The sequence below is a fragment of the Mucilaginibacter pallidiroseus genome (assembly GCF_007846085.1).
Classification (GTDB): Bacteria; Bacteroidota; Bacteroidia; order Sphingobacteriales; family Sphingobacteriaceae; genus Mucilaginibacter; species Mucilaginibacter pallidiroseus.
The window spans coordinates 120,658-140,398 of record NZ_VOEJ01000007.1; the positions used below are offsets into that span (position 1 = coordinate 120,658).

At 44.2% G+C, this 19,741-nt stretch carries 18 protein-coding genes; 13 read left to right on the forward strand and 5 right to left on the reverse strand.

All coding sequences use genetic code 11. From position 1 onward, the window contains the following. Nucleotides 1–16: 16 nt before the first annotated feature. Both FPZ43_RS14825 and FPZ43_RS14830 read right to left on the reverse strand, forming a co-directional pair. Nucleotides 17–211 carry a hypothetical protein gene (locus FPZ43_RS14825; protein WP_146382712.1) on the reverse strand — a complete coding sequence of 65 codons (195 nt, stop codon included), beginning with the start codon at nucleotides 209–211 and terminating at the stop codon, nucleotides 17–19. Between the two features lie 80 nt (nucleotides 212–291). Next, nucleotides 292–2,781 carry a TonB-dependent receptor domain-containing protein gene (locus tag FPZ43_RS14830; protein WP_146382713.1) on the reverse strand — a complete coding sequence of 830 codons (2,490 nt, stop codon included), beginning with the start codon at nucleotides 2,779–2,781 and terminating at the stop codon, nucleotides 292–294. Nucleotides 2,782–3,064: 283 nt separating this feature from the next. Between FPZ43_RS14830 and FPZ43_RS14835 the strand changes: the two genes are divergently transcribed. Together FPZ43_RS14835 and FPZ43_RS14840 are read left to right on the forward strand one after the other, a co-directional pair. Next, on the forward strand, nucleotides 3,065–4,108 hold the full coding sequence (locus FPZ43_RS14835) for a fatty acid desaturase (RefSeq protein ID WP_146382714.1): 1,044 nt from the start codon (nucleotides 3,065–3,067) through the stop codon (nucleotides 4,106–4,108). A 165-nt stretch (nucleotides 4,109–4,273) separates the two neighbouring features. Then, complete coding sequence (locus FPZ43_RS14840) at nucleotides 4,274–5,179, forward strand: hypothetical protein (RefSeq protein WP_146382715.1); 906 nt, start codon at nucleotides 4,274–4,276, stop codon at nucleotides 5,177–5,179. Between the two features lie 9 nt (nucleotides 5,180–5,188). Here FPZ43_RS14840 and FPZ43_RS14845 read toward each other — a convergent pair whose 3' ends face one another. Continuing rightward, nucleotides 5,189–7,195 carry a glycoside hydrolase family 127 protein gene (locus FPZ43_RS14845; protein ID WP_146382716.1) on the reverse strand — a complete coding sequence of 669 codons (2,007 nt, stop codon included), beginning with the start codon at nucleotides 7,193–7,195 and terminating at the stop codon, nucleotides 5,189–5,191. Between the two features lie 213 nt (nucleotides 7,196–7,408). On the opposite strand from FPZ43_RS14845, the gene FPZ43_RS14850 reads away from it, so the two are divergent. From FPZ43_RS14850 to FPZ43_RS14885, 8 genes are all read left to right on the forward strand, one after another. After that, nucleotides 7,409–7,768 (forward strand): glycoside hydrolase, encoded by a 360-nt coding sequence (locus tag FPZ43_RS14850; RefSeq protein WP_146382717.1) that lies wholly within the window; start codon nucleotides 7,409–7,411, stop codon nucleotides 7,766–7,768. A 119-nt stretch (nucleotides 7,769–7,887) separates the two neighbouring features. Then, nucleotides 7,888–8,259 (forward strand): hypothetical protein, encoded by a 372-nt coding sequence (locus tag FPZ43_RS14855; RefSeq protein ID WP_146382718.1) that lies wholly within the window; start codon nucleotides 7,888–7,890, stop codon nucleotides 8,257–8,259. Between the two features lie 143 nt (nucleotides 8,260–8,402). Beyond that, a complete protein-coding gene (locus FPZ43_RS14860; RefSeq protein WP_186461852.1) occupies nucleotides 8,403–10,754 on the forward strand; it encodes a TonB-dependent receptor in 2,352 nt (783 codons plus the stop codon). A gap of 3 nt (nucleotides 10,755–10,757) precedes the next feature. Continuing rightward, nucleotides 10,758–12,197 (forward strand): PepSY-associated TM helix domain-containing protein, encoded by a 1,440-nt coding sequence (locus FPZ43_RS14865; protein WP_146382720.1) that lies wholly within the window; start codon nucleotides 10,758–10,760, stop codon nucleotides 12,195–12,197. 8 nt (nucleotides 12,198–12,205) lie between these two features. After that, complete coding sequence (locus FPZ43_RS14870) at nucleotides 12,206–12,421, forward strand: heavy metal-binding domain-containing protein (protein WP_146382721.1); 216 nt, start codon at nucleotides 12,206–12,208, stop codon at nucleotides 12,419–12,421. A 589-nt stretch (nucleotides 12,422–13,010) separates the two neighbouring features. Then, entirely contained in the window at nucleotides 13,011–13,700 is a 690-nt protein-coding gene (locus tag FPZ43_RS14875) for a DsbA family oxidoreductase (RefSeq protein ID WP_146382722.1), read from the forward strand. A 63-nt stretch (nucleotides 13,701–13,763) separates the two neighbouring features. Then, nucleotides 13,764–14,207 carry a hypothetical protein gene (locus tag FPZ43_RS14880; protein WP_146382723.1) on the forward strand — a complete coding sequence of 148 codons (444 nt, stop codon included), beginning with the start codon at nucleotides 13,764–13,766 and terminating at the stop codon, nucleotides 14,205–14,207. A 36-nt stretch (nucleotides 14,208–14,243) separates the two neighbouring features. Continuing rightward, complete coding sequence (locus tag FPZ43_RS14885) at nucleotides 14,244–15,392, forward strand: MFS transporter (RefSeq protein WP_261381094.1); 1,149 nt, start codon at nucleotides 14,244–14,246, stop codon at nucleotides 15,390–15,392. On the opposite strand, the gene FPZ43_RS14890 is transcribed toward FPZ43_RS14885, so the two are convergent. After that, complete coding sequence (locus FPZ43_RS14890) at nucleotides 15,389–15,661, reverse strand: hypothetical protein (RefSeq protein ID WP_146382724.1); 273 nt, start codon at nucleotides 15,659–15,661, stop codon at nucleotides 15,389–15,391. The genes FPZ43_RS14885 and FPZ43_RS14890 overlap by 4 nt on opposite strands. 62 nt (nucleotides 15,662–15,723) lie before the next feature. Further along, the gene (locus FPZ43_RS14895) at nucleotides 15,724–16,827 is read right to left on the reverse strand and encodes a glycoside hydrolase family 26 protein (protein ID WP_186461853.1); all 1,104 of its coding nucleotides are present in this window, start codon (nucleotides 16,825–16,827) and stop codon (nucleotides 15,724–15,726) included. A gap of 328 nt (nucleotides 16,828–17,155) precedes the next feature. Here FPZ43_RS14895 and FPZ43_RS14900 point away from each other — a divergent pair, with 328 nt between their 5' ends. The 3 genes from FPZ43_RS14900 to FPZ43_RS14910 are packed head-to-tail and all read left to right on the forward strand — an operon-like array spanning nucleotide 17,156 to nucleotide 19,703. Then, nucleotides 17,156–17,914, forward strand: coding sequence for an MlaE family ABC transporter permease (locus FPZ43_RS14900; RefSeq protein ID WP_146382844.1), 759 nt, complete (start codon nucleotides 17,156–17,158; stop codon nucleotides 17,912–17,914). Between the two features lie 7 nt (nucleotides 17,915–17,921). Next, nucleotides 17,922–18,695 (forward strand): ABC transporter ATP-binding protein, encoded by a 774-nt coding sequence (locus FPZ43_RS14905; RefSeq protein WP_146382726.1) that lies wholly within the window; start codon nucleotides 17,922–17,924, stop codon nucleotides 18,693–18,695. An 18-nt stretch (nucleotides 18,696–18,713) separates the two neighbouring features. Then, a complete protein-coding gene (locus FPZ43_RS14910; protein ID WP_146382727.1) occupies nucleotides 18,714–19,703 on the forward strand; it encodes an MlaD family protein in 990 nt (329 codons plus the stop codon). Nucleotides 19,704–19,741 lie beyond the last annotated feature (38 nt).

Consider the following 19,741-nt stretch of genomic DNA (forward strand, 5'->3'; position numbering starts at 1 on the left):
AATTAATTAGACGTAATTATTCCCCAACCTTCACCTCTTCCCAGTAAATAGTGTCCTGGTTTAGGCGGTTTGTGCTCGCAACCTGAGCCTTAATTTTATTAAGTTCGGCTTTAAGCTCATCGGGGTTCAATTCTGTAGCGAACGAGCAGTAATGTATAACATTGCCTGTGCGGCTGTTGATGATTTTAAAATGTTTAGCAGTAGTATTCATGGTACTTATAGCTATATAATGCACAATAAAAAAAGGCCGCCTTTTGTTTTAAAGGCGACCTTAATCATAGGTATTAAATATTATTTTGTACCGCCACCCTCTGGTGCCGATGGCATGTTTTCGCCGCCTTCATTATTACCTCTTTCGCCTTTATTTTTTGAGAACTCCAGCTTACCAAATTTGTAGCTAAGCGTTATACCAAACGACTGGAACGGCAGCTGCCTTAAGTTTAATTGGCGAAATCCAACACCTTCGGTAACCGAGCGTTGGTTAACATACAAACCAAACGGATTTGTTGCCATTAAGCCAATGCTGGCCTTTTTATCCATAAACTGTTTACGCACCGCAAAATTGTAAAAGAAAAACTGTGGCCTTGTACCCTGCAAAACCCTTTGCGATGAATTATAGTTACCAAAAGCCTCGGCTGTAAGGTCATTACCAAATTGGTAGCTCGCGTTTAAATTGATACGGTAACCAAAGCCTGTAACGTTTGCAATGCCCGGGTTGTTATTATTACGGCTTATCAGGAAAACATTACTGCGCAGGTTAAATTTGCTGGTTACCGGTACCGAAGCAAATAAATTACCGCCTACAGATGTTTGCGTGCCAATGTTTGCACGCTGGCTTAGCAATACATCATAATAATCACGACCATTAATGGTTAGCACATCATAACGGGTGCTGTAGTCTTGCAAATCGTCGCTGTTATGGCGGTAAAATACATTGGCCGAAAAGCTTGCGCCGCTGTTAAACGATTGGTTGAAGCCCAACTCGAGGCTATTGCTTTTTTCGGGTTTAAGGTTAGGGTTACCTGTGCTGATATTGTACGGATCGCTGATATTATAAAACGGGTTCACATCCCTGTAATCTGGCCTTTCTATGCGGTAATTATAACTTAACTTAATTGATTGAGCATCATTAAACTTGTGCGATAACACCATTGATGGCACGAGCGTGTTGTAGCTGGGAATAGTTACGTTTTGGAAATCGGCGGTGGTAGTGGTGTACTCGTTACGTAAGCCGGGCTTCAAATCCAGGAACTTATTAAACACCGAAAACGTTGCCGACACGTAAGCCGCGTAAATATTGCGCTTGTAGTTAAATCCGTAAGTTTGGTCGGCGTTGTTTATGTAGCTGCCATCATTCAGCAAACTATCTGTTACAACTGAGTTGCTCAGGTTATTAATGACAACCTTTGCGCCTGTCTCCAATGTAAAGCTTTTGGTAACAGGCTGCACGTAATCAAGTGAGACGTTTGTTTCCCTGTCCTTACCGGGATTGTTTGCCCTTGAGCCTGTGCTTGGGTAGCCTCCTGTAAGATAATCTTGTTGCTGAGAATATCTTGATGTATTGTTGCTGCGGCTCGAGTTAAATAAAAACTCCAGCGTTTGCCCTTCGGTTTTAAAGTTCTTTTTGTAAGCCAGGCTCCAGTCCACAGCGTTTGCACTAAAGCGGCTGTCGGAGTTACGGGCACTTGCCAGCGTAGATAACAGGGTATTTGCCGGGTTATATTGTTGCTGTAACTGGTTTGTCAAACCGGCGTTACTGTTACCAAAATGGTTAAAACCAACGGTTGCGGTGAACTCATCTTTAGGCGTAATGCTCCAGTTGAAACTCAGGCCCGATTGATAGCCGCTCCTTTTTGATGATGCACTGCCATTTTGGGCAAGGGTACTTACATTACCATCAGCATCTGTCGATGTACGGGTGCTGTTACTTAACACCGTTGTATTTAACTGCGCGTTGCCGCTAAAAAAGGCGTTAATGCCAACGTTACCTTTACGCGCGCTAAAGTTGAAAGAGCCGTTTTCGCGGCGGGTGGCCGCAGCAAGGTTAATGCTTCCATTTATGCCCTGTACTTTGTTGTCTTTTAATATAATATTGATGATACCACCAGTACCGGCCGCATCGTAACGAGCACCAGGGCTGGTAATTACCTCGATACTCTTTATCTGGCTGGCAGGTATGGCCTGCAAGGCATCGGCAAGGCTTGCGCCAAATATGCTGGATGGTTTACCGTTAATAAGGAAGCGCACATTGGCGTTACCCTGCAGTTCAACATTACCATCGATATCCACCGTAACCTGGGGTACCTTCTTTAAAACATCTATTGCTACCCCGCCTTGCGAAGTAAGATCATTAGCGGCGTTGTAAACCGTCTTGTCGATACGATTTTCGATGATCGGAGCCTTTGCTACCACATTCACGGTTTGCAATTGCTTTGATGATGGCTGTAATAGGATATTATTTAATACGGACGTAGATGGATTGCCGCCCACAATAACATGCTCGATGGTAGTTTTTTGATAGCCCAAAAAGTCAACCGTTACTTTATAATCGCCTGCAGGTACGTTGTCAATTTTAAAGCTACCCTTGGCATCGGTACTCATACCATTGAAAGGGCTGGTCGATCCTTGCTTAAATATCGATACCGTTGCGTAGTCTACTGGTTGTTTGGTATTAGCATCGGTAACTTTACCACTGATAGATCCCTTCGCCCCTCCCTGCGCATATGTATTGTAGCTGTAAGTTAAGAGGATAGAGATGATTATTAAAATTGCCTTGCGCATGGTTATAACTTATAATTGGAGGGGCAAAAGTGGCAAGAAACTTTTACAAAGCAGGGCAAGGTTTCTTAATTGTTACATAAACAATAACAATAGAATTTTTAAACCAATCATCAATTTCTAAATCATAAAGCAGCGCTTATTCCGTTAGTACTTTAATTTCAATTATCAATTTTTTAACTTGAGTGAAAATTTTAAGAATTCTAATTTTTAAATTTTACAGGAATCTGATATTTTATCTATACCTTTATTTCTTATACCCAACGTATAAACACTAACATAACATATGAATAAGAAAACCGATTTTGTTTACTCGCAAGAGTCGGAACCACACCGCATCCGTACAAAAAAGATCCTTAAACAGTTCCCTCAGTTAAGGCAGCTTATAGGTAAAAACCCTAACACCATTTTTGCTATTATAGGCCTGGTAGGCTTTCAAATTGTTATGGCCTGGTTTCTGCGCGACCAACCCTGGTGGGCAATTTTAGCCGGTGCATACCTGCTTGGTGCTTTTGCAGACCACGCTTTGTTTGTAATGATACATGAGTGTACACACCAGTTATTGTTTAAAAACCGTAACGCAAACCGTTGGGCATCAATGTTTGCCAACTTGCCGCAAATATTGCCAAGCGCTATATCATTCGAAAAATATCACATTAAGCACCATGCCTTCCAAGGTGTGCACGAGCTTGACGCCGACTTACCAAATCACTGGGAAGCAAAATTGATTAATAACTCATTTTTAGGTAAAGCTGTTTGGTTGTTATTTTTCCCGGTTTTCCAGGTGTTCCGTTTATCAAGGTTACGAGAAATACACCCTATTGACGGTTGGATTGTCACCAACTTTGCAATACAAGTTGCATTTACTACAGCTATATGGTATTTTATGGGATGGCCTGCGGTAATTTATTTGCTGCTTAGCTTCTCATTTTCTGTTGGCTTGCACCCGCTTGGTGCCCGCTGGATACAGGAACATTACCTTACACACAGTGCCGAGCAGGAAACATACAGCTACTATGGTAAACTTAATAAGGTAGCTTTCAACGTAGGCTTCCATAATGAGCACCACGATTTCCCGTCTATACCTTGGAACAAATTGCCGCAAATACGCAAAACAGCGCCTGAATATTATGACACGTTACATTATCATATGTCATGGACAAAGCTGTTCTTCCGCTTTTTGTTCGACCGTGAAATATCGTTGTTTAACCGTATCCTGCGTCGCGAACGCGGCAAGGTTGCTTTAACCGACGTATCAAAACCTGATGCCGAGATTAGCTTTGCGCCACCCGTTGGTAAAAAAGAGAGCGTTGTTGTTGTAACAGAATAACAATTACAAAAATAATATGGAGCCCTGGCCTTGGCCGGGGCTTTTTTATTGCTACTTTACAATAAGTGGGTGGACAACATAAATTGCTACCTTTGTTACAGTAAAGCAATAATGCTGCAAACTTCATAATATATTACCCTATTGGCTGTTATAAATGCACAAAAGATGAGTCGCAGAAAAAAGTTAAGGATAATAATACCTGTTGTTGCAGTGTTTTTTTTAGGTGCTTACGCCAAGCACAGGCTGATTGACAGCAAAATACAGCCCGGTGGCATACTGTCAGACAAGGAGATGGACGAAACATCGGGCATTGCCGCCTCTACGCTACACCCCAATGTTTATTACGTTCACAATGATAGCGGCGACACCAGCCGTTTCTTTGCTATTGATCCGCAGGGAAAACTACTTACAACCATTTACTACACAGGCAGCGGCCATGGCCATGGCGCTAACGACGTTGAAGATATTGCAGTTGGTCCGGGGCCCAAAAAAGGCAAAAGTTACGTTTACCTTGGCGACGTTGGCGATAACTCAAGTACAAAATCTTTTGTAAACATTAGCCGGTTTGAAGAAAAGGCCGATTGGGGAAAAGAAACCGTTGCCCACACTGCGCCCTCAACCTTATACCTCAAATATCCCGACAGCCCGCGCGATTGCGAGGCTATAGCTGTTGACCCGCTTGAAAAACTACTTTATGTGATAACCAAGCGCTGGGACAGCGTAAGTGTTTACACTACACCTTTAAAATTTACGCCCGGCGACACGGCCGTACTTACCTTCCGCACCCGGTTATTCTTCCCCGGCATAAAGCCCTTTAAGTGGATAACTGCAGCAGATATATCCAAAGATGGCACACAGGTATTGGTAAAAAGCTACGAGAAGGTATATTACTGGCAGCGAAAACCCAATGAACCTATATGGCAAACATTGCAGCGCCCCTACCGTGAGCTTCCGTACAAACAGGAAAGGCAGGGCGAGGCTATCGGCTTTACGCCCGATGGCAAGGGTTACCTCACCACCAGCGAAGGCGTTTACGCGCCAATTTATTACTACGATATCCCCGCCAAATAATACCGGCTTTTACTTAGCCAACAGATCTACCGACTTAACCGCCTGCGGGAACCAAACCATCATTTCGCCCTTGCCGCGATTGGCCCAACTGTAATATGGTATAGCTGTAAGTGTTGCGTTACGTGTCACGATGTTTTGCCCATTATCATCCACGTCAACAGCTTTTATAGGTGCGGATAAAGTCATTACGCCATTTAATAATTGTGGTTGATATTGCGCTGTAAAGGTTGACGTTTGCGGCAAAATGATATTTGATGCCTTACCATTATTGTCTTTCCATTCGGCACAATACATTAGTGGGCCGCGCTGCAATGCAACTTTGTTATTATCATCGGCCAATTTTTCGTTGGCAGTAACACGGCGAACTTCCATAGGCAGATTGACTTCAACTTTATCGCCCTTTTTCCACTTCCTGCTTAACACGGCATAGCCGTTTTGCATTGCATAACTGGCAGGCTTGCCGTTAAGTTTAATCTCCACCTTTTTGTCAGAGGCTTGCTGATAGCCATAAAGGTCTGACGGTACAGCCTCATTTTGTGCCCAACCTGGTATGCGTATCTTCAGGTTGGCTGCCAAACTACTTGCGGGGTTCACCGTAAATGCCAGGCCACCATCCCATGGGTAATTATTTTGCTGTACAATTTGCAGGCTTTTGCCATCAACTTTTAAATTACCGGTGCCGCTTATAAACAGGTTAACAAAAACATCCTTGCCATTTTGCGCATAAACATAGCCGGGTATTGACGGCATCAGGCGCGCCACGTTTGTTGGGCAGCACGAGCAGGTAAACCAACCGGCGCGTTCGCGCTCAATGTCCGGGTGGTTAAAAGCGTCGGTAATTTGCATGGCGTTGGTATAAAAAAATGATTTACCGTCCAACCCTACGCCGGATATCAGCCCGTTATAAAGCGTTTTTTCCATTACGTCAATATACTTGGCATCGCCGTGTAATAAAAACATACGCTGATTCCAGTATACATTCCCTATTGCGGCACAAGTCTCATTGTATGCGGTGGTATTCGGCAATTCGTAGTTGGCACCAAAGCGCTCACCGTCGCCAACGGCGCCAATGCTGCCTTGCACGTACATTTTTTTGCCAACCATATTGTTCCATATTTTATCAATAGCGGCAAGGTAATCTTTGTCGCCAGTCAGGGCGGCCACGTCGGCCATGCCCGAATACAGGTACATAGCTCGTACGGCATGACCTTCAGCTTCGTCCTGCGCAATTACCGGCTTATCATCTTGCCAGTAAACGCCGTTTTCCCAGGCACTTTTGCTTTTGGTGTTATATTTCTTTTTGCCCCGTTCATCAATAAAAAACTTAGCCAGATCAAGGTATTCCTTTTTACCAGTTATGCGATATAGCTTCACAAGGCCCATCTCAACAACCTCGTGCCCGGGCGCAACATGGCGTTTGTTTGGCCCGAAGGTTTTTACGAGCAAATCGGCATTTTTAAGGGCAATGTTTAAAAAGTTGCGTTTACCGGTAGCCATGTAATGCGCAACTGCACCTTCATACATATGGCCTGCGTTGTAAAGCTCGTGACTGTTTTCCTGCTCAAGTACCCAGCGTTCGGGGCCCGCCCAGCTGCCGGGGTGCAATGGGTCGATAGTGCGTGATGTGTACAAATAGCCATCCGGCTCCTGCGCCTTGCCTACTATGGTAATCATCGAATCGAGATAAGCTTCCAGCTTTTTATCGGGATGCAGGGCAAGTGAGTATGATGCCCCTTCTACGGTTTTATAAATGTCTGTATCATCAAACGGGTATGTAGTACAAAACTTGCCTTTACCCGCTGCTGCCATTTCAAAGTTCTTGACGCGGCCAGTGGCTTTGCAACGCTCAAAAGATGCGGGGATGGTAACCGTACGGTTGGTTTCGATACGAGAGTTCCAGAATTTATCGCTCAGTTTTACGCTTGTAAACGCAACAGGCTGTATAGGATAGTCCTGCTGCTGCGCAAAAACGGGAACACTCAACAGCATAAATAAAACAGAGGAAAGCTTTTTCATTAATTGTACGTTAGACAGGTAAAACTAATAATTATTATGAACGCCAGGCACTAATTGTAATTAAATACACAATTTATATGCATTTTATTGTAGGCGCAACCGGTTTGATAGCAAATTATTGCCAAGGTTCTTACTCCTAATTAATTTAATACCTTATTGATGATTTCTTTTTAATAAAGGCTTATATTTAAGACGACAAATTTAAACTCGATTATGAAAAGAAGATTTTTTACTACAGCCTTATTGGTATGCTGCGTAGTTTTTGCAATGGCAGCCGTATTTGCAGACCTGAACGGAAAATGGAGCGGCGTTATCAACACACCTGATGGCCAGGCGCTCGACGTTTCTTACGATTTTAAAGTAGATGGCGAAAAGTTAACAGGTGTAGCCAAATCACCAATGGGTGATGTAGCTGTTGAAAATGGCAAAATCAAAGGAGATGATTTCTCTTTCACTGTAAACGTATCAGGAACAGATTACCCGCATAAAGGTAAAGTATATGCCGACTCTTGCGGCGTTGACCTTGACTTCGGTGGAGCGTCTACCCACTTTACTTTAAAACGCGCAAAATAGCCTTCAAACCAACCTTATAACACTAAACGCCTGCTACCTTGTAACAGGCGTTTTTTTATGCAGGTAAATTTAAGGCAGCGTGTAATAATGTGCAGCGCAAGCTTTACCTTTGCGCCGATATGCCGAAACGTTTAACCGCTTATTTGTTAATTGTGGCCCTGCTATCAGCCAACTTCTCCCGCCTGTTTGTATATGCGGGGTTTGAGCTGAATAAGGACTACATTGCGGCCAACCTTTGCGTAAACCGCAATAAGCCGCAGTTGCATTGTAACGGTAAATGCTATTTCATGAAAAAGATAAAACAAGCCGAGCAAAAGGACAAGTCCGAAAGCCAGCAAAACCAAAAAAATCTTTTCCAGGAGGCATTTTACCAGCAACCCGAGCCGTTTAAATTTCACTCCGTGCTGCTTTCGGTTACACAGGTACCAAACCAGCGTGTCGAGTTGCCACTGCGCTACAGCGCTATCTTCCAGCCGCCACGGCTATCATAAAGCATTTTTAGTTTACTGATGTAGCGCAAACGAATTAATAATTACTCGTTTGCTGCGCCATGCTGTGGTGCCTTGATTGGCATTGCTGTATGCTGTATCTCATTATTTAATGCTGCCTTATGCAGGCAGCACAACCACGCTTTATGAAAATTTATAAACTATTACTCTATATAATACTCCTCATCCCCGTTCTGGCGAGTGCCCAGGAAATCACGGGAACCGTTACCGACGCCCGCACCAATGAGGCCATCGCAGGTGCCACTATACGCAGTGCCGATAGCGGCAGCGTTATTAAAGACTTAACCCGTACCGATGCCAAAGGCCGTTTTACCCTTGACGCCACAGGTATTAAAAGCCTGCGTTTTTGCATGGTAGGTTATAACGATAAATTGTACACTTTCACATCGGTCAAAACAATTCACATCACGCTCGAGCCTTCGACTATTGATCTGCAACAGGTTGTAGTTTCGGCCAGCCGTGAGCGTCAGGCCAGACAGGACGCACCAATAGCCATCAGCAAAATAAATGCTACGCAGATCCACGATACCAAGGCCACGGCCCTTTATCAATTACTTAACAAGGTAAACGGCGTGTACATGGTTGACCTTGGCAACGAGCAGCACACCATGGCCATACGCCAGCCCATTACTTACAATGCACTTTATTTATACATGGAGGATGGTTTACCCATTAGACCTACCGGTATCTTTAACCACAACTCGCTTTACGAAATTAACATGAGTGGCGTGCGCGATATTGAGGTTATTAAGGGCCCGGCATCCTCTTTATACGGAAGCAACGCCATTGGAGGTGCCATAAACTTTATTACCCAGGGGCCGCCGGCAGGGTATGCAGGAAACATAAGCCTCCAAGGCGATAACAACAACTACCGTCGTATTGATGCCGATGGTGGTTTTACCAGCGGCAAGTTTGGCCTTTACGCAGGTGGCTATGCTGCACGCCAACGCAATGGCTGGCAGGATTATACCGACTTCAACAAATACTCGGTAAACCTAAAAAGCACTTACGACTTTGATGCAGCTACACGGCTAACAGCCGCTGTTGCCTATAACTACTTGAACACCCAAACGCCGGGCAGTTTAGATAGTGCGAAGTTTTACAGCCGCAGCTATGGCGCAAACCAGCGCTTCACATACCGCAAGGTGGAGGCCCTGCGTGCAAACACCAAACTGGAGCATGCATGGAACAACAAAAGCAACACGTTCCTGACCTTGTTTTACCGCAACAACTCAACCGCGCAACTGCCAAGCTATTTTATATCAGACGTGCGGGATGCAAATGGCAACTACCTCAGCTCGAACGGGCAGGAGAACGATCAGAGCTTCCATAGCCTTGGCTTGCTTGCCCAGCACCGCCAGGATTTTGATTTTTTGAGATCAAGATTAATAGTGGGTGTTTATGCAGATAATAGCCCCAGCTCTTACTATGCTAAGTTTTTGGACATCCAAAAAGATGTTGCCAACAACTTTTATACGGGCTACACCAGTACCGGCCGCTATATTGATGATTATCGTATAAAGCTTTTTAACACTGCAGCATATACACAATATGAAATAAGGCCAACCGACCCGCTGCGCATTGTTATGGGATTGCGGTACGACAGGATCCATTACAATTTCACCAACCGCATACCCGCAGGGAGCACCAAGTACAAGCAGCAGGAAACAAACGACTTTAACATTGTGGCTCCTAAACTTGGCTTAACCTACAACTTTGGTAACAATAAAGGTTTGTATGCCAATTACAGCGTTGGTTTTCAACCGCCGGAAACCGGCGATTTGTACAGCGCCCGTCAGCTTACGCCACTTAAGCAGGCAACTTTTAACAATTATGAAGCGGGTGGCTGGTTTGCCGCCTTTAATAAAAAGGTTTATGTAGAGGTTACCCTTTACAACCTTGAGGGCCGAAACGAAATCATTAGTCAGCTATTGCCAGATAATACTACTCAAAACCAAAATGCCGGCGCAACACGCCACCAGGGTATCGAGTACAGCGTGGCTTATGCACCATCGAAAGAATGGGCTTTCAGGTTCAGCGGCACCAATGCAAGACACACCTATGTAGACTATAGTGAGGTAACTACCAACTACGCGACCGGGACAACCACTGTTACCAGCTTCAACGGCAACCGCATGACCAACGCACCGGCATGGATAGCCAACTCGGAACTTACTTACAAGCCGGCTTATTTGCCGGGCTTTCGCATAGCACCGGAGTGGCAGCACATCAACCATTATTTTACAAACCCGGCCAACACAAAATCATACGGCGGCTATGATATTTTTAACCTGCGTTTAGGTTATGATGTAAAGGGCAACTTGTTAAAAGGTGCAGGCATATGGTTTAACGTTATCAACGTAACCAATCAATTGTATGCTACTACCGTGTTGGCAAACCAATATGGCACAACCTATAATGCCGCCGCGCCAAGGGTATATACACTGGGCATAAGTTATTCATTTGCTAAAAACTAAGCTATGGCAACTGCAAAACAAAACTTTTACAAATGGCACCGCATATTGGGCCTGATAGCCCTTGTGCCGGTAATCAGTTGGGCATTGAGCGGGCTTTCGCATCCGTTCATGTCAAATTGGTTCAGGCCTACCATTGCGCAGGAGGTTTACAAGCCTGCTGTGCAAAGTCAACTAAAACCTGCTTTATCTTTAAAGCAGGTTTTAGATAAGAACAAGATTAGCCAATTCAGGAATTTTGGATTGGTTAACTTTTATAACCATACCTACTACCAGGTTATGGGATTGGATAGCGTCATTAATTATTACTCAGCCAATGACGCAACGCTACTAAATAACGGCGACCAGCTTTACGCGACTTACCTAGCGCGCTACTTTACTGCTGATAGTACATCCAAGGTTAAAAGCATCACCCTCCAAAAAACATTCGACGGGCAGTATCAGCCTATTAACCGTTTGCTGCCCGTTTGGAAGGTGAGCTTTGATACGCCAAATGGCATGGATGTGTACATAGAAACCAGCCAAAGCCGCATGGGCACATTTAATAACACCACCCGCAAAGTAATGCTGGTGGTGTTTGAGCAGCTGCATACCTGGGCTTTTTTAAAAACATGGTTTGGCGAGCGTGTGCAATTAATGGTGCTCTTTATAGCAGTGTCTGCCATGCTGTTTTCCCTTATTTCGGGATTGGTGGTGTATGGCCTTTTCTGGAAGAAGTTTAAAACTGTACAGCAAGCCCGCCGGGAGCAAGGGAAAGCTGACAAGCGTATTGTTCATCGTTATCATAGGCAGATAGGACTAATCGTATCGTTTGTGATGCTTACGTTTGCTGCGAGTGCGCTGTTTCATGTTATTGTTAAGCTTAACAATGTCGAACCGCAAAAAATATCTTACAGCCAGGTAATTAACAGCAACGATCTTAAATTGTCAAACCTAAGCCTGCCAATTAACGATTCGGTAATTGTTAAATCCGGATTGGTGAAATTTCAGGATAGTACCTATTACCAGGTGAGTGATAACAAAAAGATAGTTCACTATATCAACACAGCTACCGGCAATCAGCTTAACAATGGTGATAACGCATATGCTGCTTACTTAGCCGCATTTTACCGCCGGAACGAAAACCAAAAAGTTTATGGCCAACCCAAAATAAGCCAGGTACGCCAGTTTGATAACGAGTATGGCTTCATCAACAAACGCCTGCCTGTGCAGAAGATCAGCTACCCCGACGGGCAAAATTGGTACATCGAAACCACCACATCCCAATTGGCAACCAAAGTTGCAGGCATTGACCGTGCCGAGGGCTTTTCGTTTATCTTTTTGCATAAATACTTTGGCATGTCGTGGGCAGGCAAAAACGTCAGGGACATTGTGAGTATGCTTGCTGCGCTTGGCGTACTTGTTGCGGCCCTATTCGGCTTTGCAGCTTTTATTAAAAACAAATAATCAACATCATGAAAATAAAAATCATAACATTAGCTATTGCATCCGTACTTGCCGTAACGGCCTGCAACAGCCAGTCTGCAAAAACACAAACCAAGGTCGGCGAGAAAACTGCTGCTGCAAAAAAGTACTACTGCACCATGCACCCGGAAATAGGTTCGGACACGCCAGGCACTTGTTCGAAATGCGGCATGGACCTGGTGGAACGGGATACTGTAGCGAAGTAATTCATCATTGTCTATTCCTATGTCATTGCGAGTAGCATAGCGACGTGGCAATCTATCGCATTCATGATCAATGCGACGAGATTGCTTCGTTGTCGCTTGCACGTTTATTTTGATTAGTTTTAAGTCATTGCAATCAGCGTAGTAATAAGGCAAGGCAATCAGGTAATTAGTGCTTCGTTAGTAACGGCTGTGATAATTAAGTTAGACCTGTGGATGTCACTTTCTTTTCTCCCAAAAGAAAGTAACCAAAGAAAAGTCGCAGCTTGGTAACGCCCTATTAAAGTCAGTGCTTCAGCAATGTCTGTGCTATCCGTGCGTTACACTATGCTGCATTTTGAGCCTAAATCAGGACAGTGCTATTGAATTACGATAATTTTTTAATAAAGCGAAGAGCGATGGCTCCGATGAAAAAGCAAGGCCGATGCGTTGGAACAGCACGATGAAGATTATTAAAGTAACTAAGCCTAGCGGCTATTAACGACTAATCTTCATCAATGTCAAAAACCTATAAATACTGATTTCTTTTTTACTTTCTGCTTACCCTTCACAAAACCACCCCGGCTATCTTTACATAACAAGATATACGCTTATGAAAGTTGAAATTTGGTCTGACGTGATGTGCCCGTTTTGCTATATCGGCAAGCGCAGGTTTGAAGCTGCCTTGCAAACATTTGAGCATAAAGACGCTATTGAGGTGGAGTGGAAAAGCTTTCAGCTTAACCCGGACATGGTTACCGATCCTTCTTTAAACATCAGCCAGTACCTGGCAGACGTAAAAGGCTGGACGTTGGACTACGCCCAACAGATGAATAACCACGTAACTCAAATGGCCGCCGAAGCCGGCTTAACCTACAACTTTGATAAAGCCGTTGTTGCAAACAGCTTCAACGCGCACCGCTTTACGCACCTGGCTAAACAACATGGCCTTGGCGATGCTGCAGAAGAGCAATTGTTTAAAGCATATTTTACCGACGGTAAAAACACCGACGATGCCGAAACACTTGCAGCCCTCGGCGAAGCAATTGGGCTAAAACGTGAGGAGGTGCTTAGTATGCTAAACAGTGATGCTTACACCGATGCTGTTAAATATGATATTGCACAGGCGCAGCAACTAGGCATAAGGGGCGTACCGTTTTTTGTGATGAACAATAAATATGGCGTATCCGGAGCGCAGGCTACCGAGGTATTTACACAAACGCTTGAAAAGGCATTTGCCGAAACCAAGGCCAAGCTTGATGTGGTTGAGGGCCCAAATTGCGGGCCGGATGGTAACTGTTAACCATCAATATACTGCAAGTAAATACGATAGGTTTTTTGTAGATTTGTTTGTAAACACACCTGCATGAAAAATCTTATCAAGCTTTTTTTGTCGTTTTTTGCAATTGCTATGCTTGTTTCGGGCTGCAAACTTGATCCGCCAGACTATGCCGAAGGGGTTGAAACAAAGCTTGGAACAGGCACTTACACCATTAACGGTGCTACAACAACCCGTAATAACCTATCGTTTGTTGTTACGCCCGCAGATGGTGCCACCCCTGCATCAATATCGATAGGTAATGATATTGATTTTGGTATTGCCAGCGAACTGCCTTCAGGTAATGGTGCAATTGAAGGTATATTTATCATCGGTGATCAGTTTGGCTCGGGCACGGTTACATTTACAACCAACAGCGCCACATCAAACTCAAAAGGTACCGTTAAAGGAACATTTACAGGCGAACTTGTGGTTGATATAAATAACGGCACAACAATACCGTTTACGGGCACTTTTGATATTACGCAATAACAGCTAAGCTACCGCTAAGGTAATAGACTTCTTCATTTGGAAACTACTTTATCATCATACCTGTACTCAAGAAAAGTTTTTCGCGCGGCCGTTGGGACCATGTTTTTTATGGCGGGGCTTTGCTTTGCCAGTTGGGCATCGCGCATAGCAACCATACAACAAAACTTAGGTTTAAGTGATGCTGCATTAGGCGGTGTGTTATTCGCCCTGCCGGTTGGCCTGATGTGCTCTCTCCCATTTTCGGGATGGATAATAACCAAGATAGGTAGTCGTAAATTATTGATATCAGCTATAACGCTGTACAGCCTAGCCCTTGTTACACTGGGGTTGGCTCAAAATACTTTTCAGTTAATTATATGCTTACTCGTATTTGGTTTTACAAGCAATGCCGTAAATATATCTGTAAATACCCAGGCAGTAGCTGTTGAGAAAGCTTACAAAAAGCCCATATTGGCATCATTTCATGGTTTATGGAGCCTTGCCGGTTTTACAGGGGCGGGCATTGGCACTATCATGATAGCCAACCATGTGATCCCACCCTATCATTTTAGCATAGTGCTGAGCATTATCTTGATCGTGACGATCATCACATCCAAATATTTAAAAGATGACAAGGTAGCTGATGCCGGACCGGTATTTGTAATGCCCGATAACTCGTTGATAAAACTCGGCATAATTGCCTTCTGCTCGATGATATGTGAGGGCGCAATGTTCGATTGGAGCGTGATTTACTTTAAAAAAGTTGTGCTGGCACCTGTCGCTTTAGTTGGTTTGGGCTACACCGCATTTATGTTTACCATGGCAACAGGCCGCTTCATTGCCGACTCATTTGCCCACAGGTTTGGCCTTAAACGCACGTTGCAGGTGAGCGGCTTACTAACAGCAACTGGACTAACTATTGCAGTATTATTTCCGCAACTTTATACGGCATTGCTTGGCTTTTTGCTGGTTGGCTTTGGCGTATCATCTGTAGTGCCGCTTGTTTATAGCGCCGCCGGTAAATCAAAAACCATGGCACCCGGTGTTGCAATAGCAGCAGTATCTACCATAAGCTTTATGGGCTTTTTAATAGGCCCGCCGGTTATAGGTTTTATTGCCGGACTGGCCACACTAAAGGCATCCTTTATACTTATAGCCGCAATGGGCCTAAGTGTTTTCGTACTATCAACCAAGGCAAAAATCTAATCGCCTTTTTCCAGGTCGTACTCGGTGGGATTTAGTATGTATTCGAAGGTTTCGTGCCCGTTATGAAATATAAACTTCAAGCGCTCTTTTGGTAGCGTAATATCCAATGACACGGCTGCCAGCGTTTGGGGCAGGTTATCACGAATCACTTTAAGATCGGTTACATTGGGCATCTCCACGTAAATGTCCTTGCCCTGCGGTTCAATTTTCCAACCGTTCAGGCCCGCTCCGCTTAAAACATCTATCCACTTTTGCTGATAAGCACTCATAGCTTTTAAAATTAGTACATCATATCAACATGGTTGGGGATATTAAGTTTGTATAATTTAGGCTATTTAAAAGCTGTAATGTATTTACCATACACGGCAAGCGGCGTTACCCTGTTCTGAAAAAGCATTTTGGAGCTTTTAAAAAACTTTCGAAAATCGCCCTCACTTACTTGCCCGGGATATGGCACATAGTAATGATCGTGCCGTCCGTTGCGCCATGCCATTACGTACGATAGCTTGTGCTTCGAAAGAACCGGTAACAACTCTTTGGTCCACCAGTCAGATTGTGGTATTTGCTCATAGCCTGTTTCGGCAAGGCAGGTAAGCTTTTTGGTTTTGGCGGCGATTGCCTCAAGCAGGGTGAGGCGTTTATCTAAATTAGACACATACTGCTTTACATCTTTGTAGCAATAGTTATCAAAGCCTATAAAATCCACATATTCGTTCCCGGGGTAGCGCAACATAAAATCTGACTCAGCGTCGAAATCCGCTACAGAAAATACGATAAGCAGGTTATGCAGCCGCTTGTTAACACGCAGGTAATTGATGGTAAATTGCCAAAGGCTTTTAAACTCCTCAGGCGTGCTTAATTTGGCTCCCCACCAAAACCAGCCGCCGGTTAATTCATGAAACGGCCGGAATAATACCGGGATGGGTTCGCCTTGGTGACCTTTCATTGCGGCCAGGTGTTTGGCTGCCTTATCTAAATAGGTAACGTATGTTTGATGTTGCGCACCACCCGGCAATAGCTCTTTGATGGTTACCGTTGTGGTATCCCATGCATCCTTGCCGGTAACCGGGTTATCCATGTGCCAGCAAAATGTATTTATCCCTCCCCTGTCGTAAGCTTCGCGCACAAGGTCCTTCTGCCAGTAAAACGGGATGCCGTTTATATCGCGCAGGCTATCCTTCTCTATCTTAGCCAAATCCCATCCGTAAACTGCAGGATAGCTGCCTGTAACAAACTTCACGTCAGATTTTCCCTGCTCCATGCACCAGCCAACGCCGTATGCGGTATCATCATGATGGCCAAACATGATACCCGCGTCTGTAAGTCTTTGCATACTGTTATACAATTCGCGGGTTTCATTGGTTGCCTGTGCATCGCTGGGGGCACTAAGCTGGCCCATCACTTTAGTTGATGTCAACATTGCCAGGATTATCATAAAGCAAAGGCTTTTCATAGCTTACAAGAAGTTTACTGCGCTAAGATAACCATGTATGGACGATTACTGTAAGGGTTAAGCTTTAAATTGTTCGATGCTAAAACTTATTGAGGTTGAAAACATTTGCAACATCAAAACATTTACCCCTTAACTTTATTGTTCAAGAAGTCGAATTATCTAAATATTGTAATATTAGCAATATATATATTATAACCAGCAAACAATTAGGGCCTATAAGTTATCTATATTTTACATTAATCATACCTTTGCCCCATTAATGGAAACCGCCGAAAGTACACCCAAATCGCAGCCCTCCCGCATTGACAGAATGCGTTCGGCGGTGGCCGATTTTTTCCTGATGCTTTACAGGATCTATCTCTTTTTCCTTCAGTTTTTCAAAGAGGTTTTTCTGCCCCCTTATGAGTGGAAAGAGGTTTTCAGGCAATGTTATGAAGTTGGTGTAAGGTCATTTACACTTATAACGCTTACAGGGTTTATTATAGGTGTAATATTTACAAAACAAAGCCGCCCTTCATTATTGGAGTTTGGCGCAACATCATGGTTGCCATCATTGGTATCCATTGCCATAATGAAAGCATTGGCACCGTTGGTTACGGCGCTTATTGCTGCCGGTAAGGTTGGCTCAAGCATTGGTGCCGAACTTGGCTCGATGCGGGTTACCGAACAGATTGACGCCATGGAAGTATCGGGCACCAAACCTTTCAAATTTTTGGTCTGCACCCGCGTATTGGCCACTACCTTAAGTATACCACTTTTGGCAATTTATGTGGCACTAATTGCCCTGTTAGGCGGTTACCTTAATATCAACCAGAACGAGGGCACCAGTTACAGCACATTTATACAGCAGGCTTTTGAGCCATTAACCTTTGTTGACTTTTGGGCATCATTAGCTAAAGCCGTTGTGTTTGGGTTTACTATAGGTATAGTTGGTTGCTACCAGGGCTACAATGCCGATAAGGGTACCGAAGGTGTTGGTAAAGCAGCCAATGGCGCGGTGGTAACTGCCATGTTTATTGTATTTATTGAAGAAGTATTAATTGTACAAATTGCCGGTTGGTTCCGCTAATTGATATATGCAAAAGGAAAAAGTAAATATCGATAAGAGTAATGAAGTGATCCGCATCAGAGGGCTTGAAAAGTCTTTTGGCGATTATCACGTTTTGCGCGGCATCGACCTTGATTTGTATCAGGGCGAGAACCTGGTTGTACTTGGCCGCTCGGGTACCGGTAAATCTGTGCTAATAAAGTTAATTTCCGGTTTGTTGAGGCCCGAGCAAGGCAGTATAAATGTTTTGGGTAATGATGTGATCAACATAACCGAACGTGAACTGGAAGCACTACGTATCCGCATCGGGTTTTCCTTTCAGAATAGTGCGCTGTATGATAGTATGACCATACGCAAAAATCTGGAGTTTCCGCTGGTGCGTAACCGCAAAAACCTTACCCGTAAGGAGATTGATGATAACGTGCACAGCGTGCTGGAAGCAGTGGGCCTTTTACAAACCATCAATCAGATGCCAGCCGAACTTTCGGGCGGGCAACGCAAGCGTATAGGTATAGCGCGCACGCTGATATTAAACCCGGAGATTATGCTGTATGACGAACCTACAGCCGGCCTTGACCCTATTACTTGTATTGAAATTAACGACCTGATAAACGAGGTACAGCAACGCTATAACACATCATCCATTATTATTACGCACGATTTAACGTGTGCAAAACAAGTTGGCGACCGCGTAGCCATGCTGCTCGACGGGCAGTTTCAACGCGTGGGAACTTTTGACGAAGTTTTTGCGACGGATGACCCTCGCGTTAAACCGTTTTACAATTACAATTTTACAGAATAATATTATTACCATTTATATATGGACGCAGCAGAAAGAAAAAGATCAGTTTTGGTAGGCGTGTTTATCTTTTTAGGGGTAGCACTGTTTATCATAGGGATATTAACCCTCGGCGGATCGCAAAAAACATTTGTAAAAAGTATACACATCAGCGCTGTGTTCAGCGATGTGCAGGGCCTTAAAAAAGGTAACAATGTTTGGTTCTCGGGTGTTAAGGTAGGAACTATAAAAGACGTTAAGTTTGTTGGTACATCGCAGGTTAATGTAACTATGAGCGTTGATGCGGCAACACAGCCTTACATACATAAAAACTCAGGGGTGCGTATCAGCAGCGATGGTTTGATAGGTAACAAGATCATTGTTATCGACGGTGGCAGTCCATCAGCACCGGTAATTGCCGATGGCGATGTTTTGCAGACCGAAAAAATGCTGTCTACAGATGATATCATGAAAACGTTGCAGCAAAACAATCAAAACCTGCTTGCCATCACTACCGACTTTAAAACCCTCGGCCACGAGATATTGGCCGGCAAAGGTACCGTGGGTGCATTATTAGCCGATAGTTCAATGGCAATGCAATTACGTTCGGCAATGAAAAACCTGCAGGCTACTACAGAGAGTGCATCGCGTATGGCTGTGCAGCTTAACAAGTTCACCGCTAAAATGAACACCAGAGGTGGCCTCGCCGATAATTTACTGACCGATACTGTTACATTTAACAGGATTCGCGCTTCGGCGACACAGTTTCAGCAGGCGGCAAATAATGTAAGCGAAATGACTATCAACTTAAACAAGGCAAGTAACAAGCTTAACAGTACAGATAATGCAATAGGCATTTTACTTAACGATCCTAAAAGCGCCGCTAAAGTACAAAGCACCATAAACTACCTGCAGCAAAGCTCAGTTAAGCTTAACGATGATTTGGAAGCGGTGCAGCATAACTTTTTACTGCGCGGTTTCTTTAAAAAACGCGAGAAAGCAAAACAGGATAGCCTTAATGGCAAATTATAAACAAAACAACAAAGAGCGGCAACCAAACCGCTCTTTTT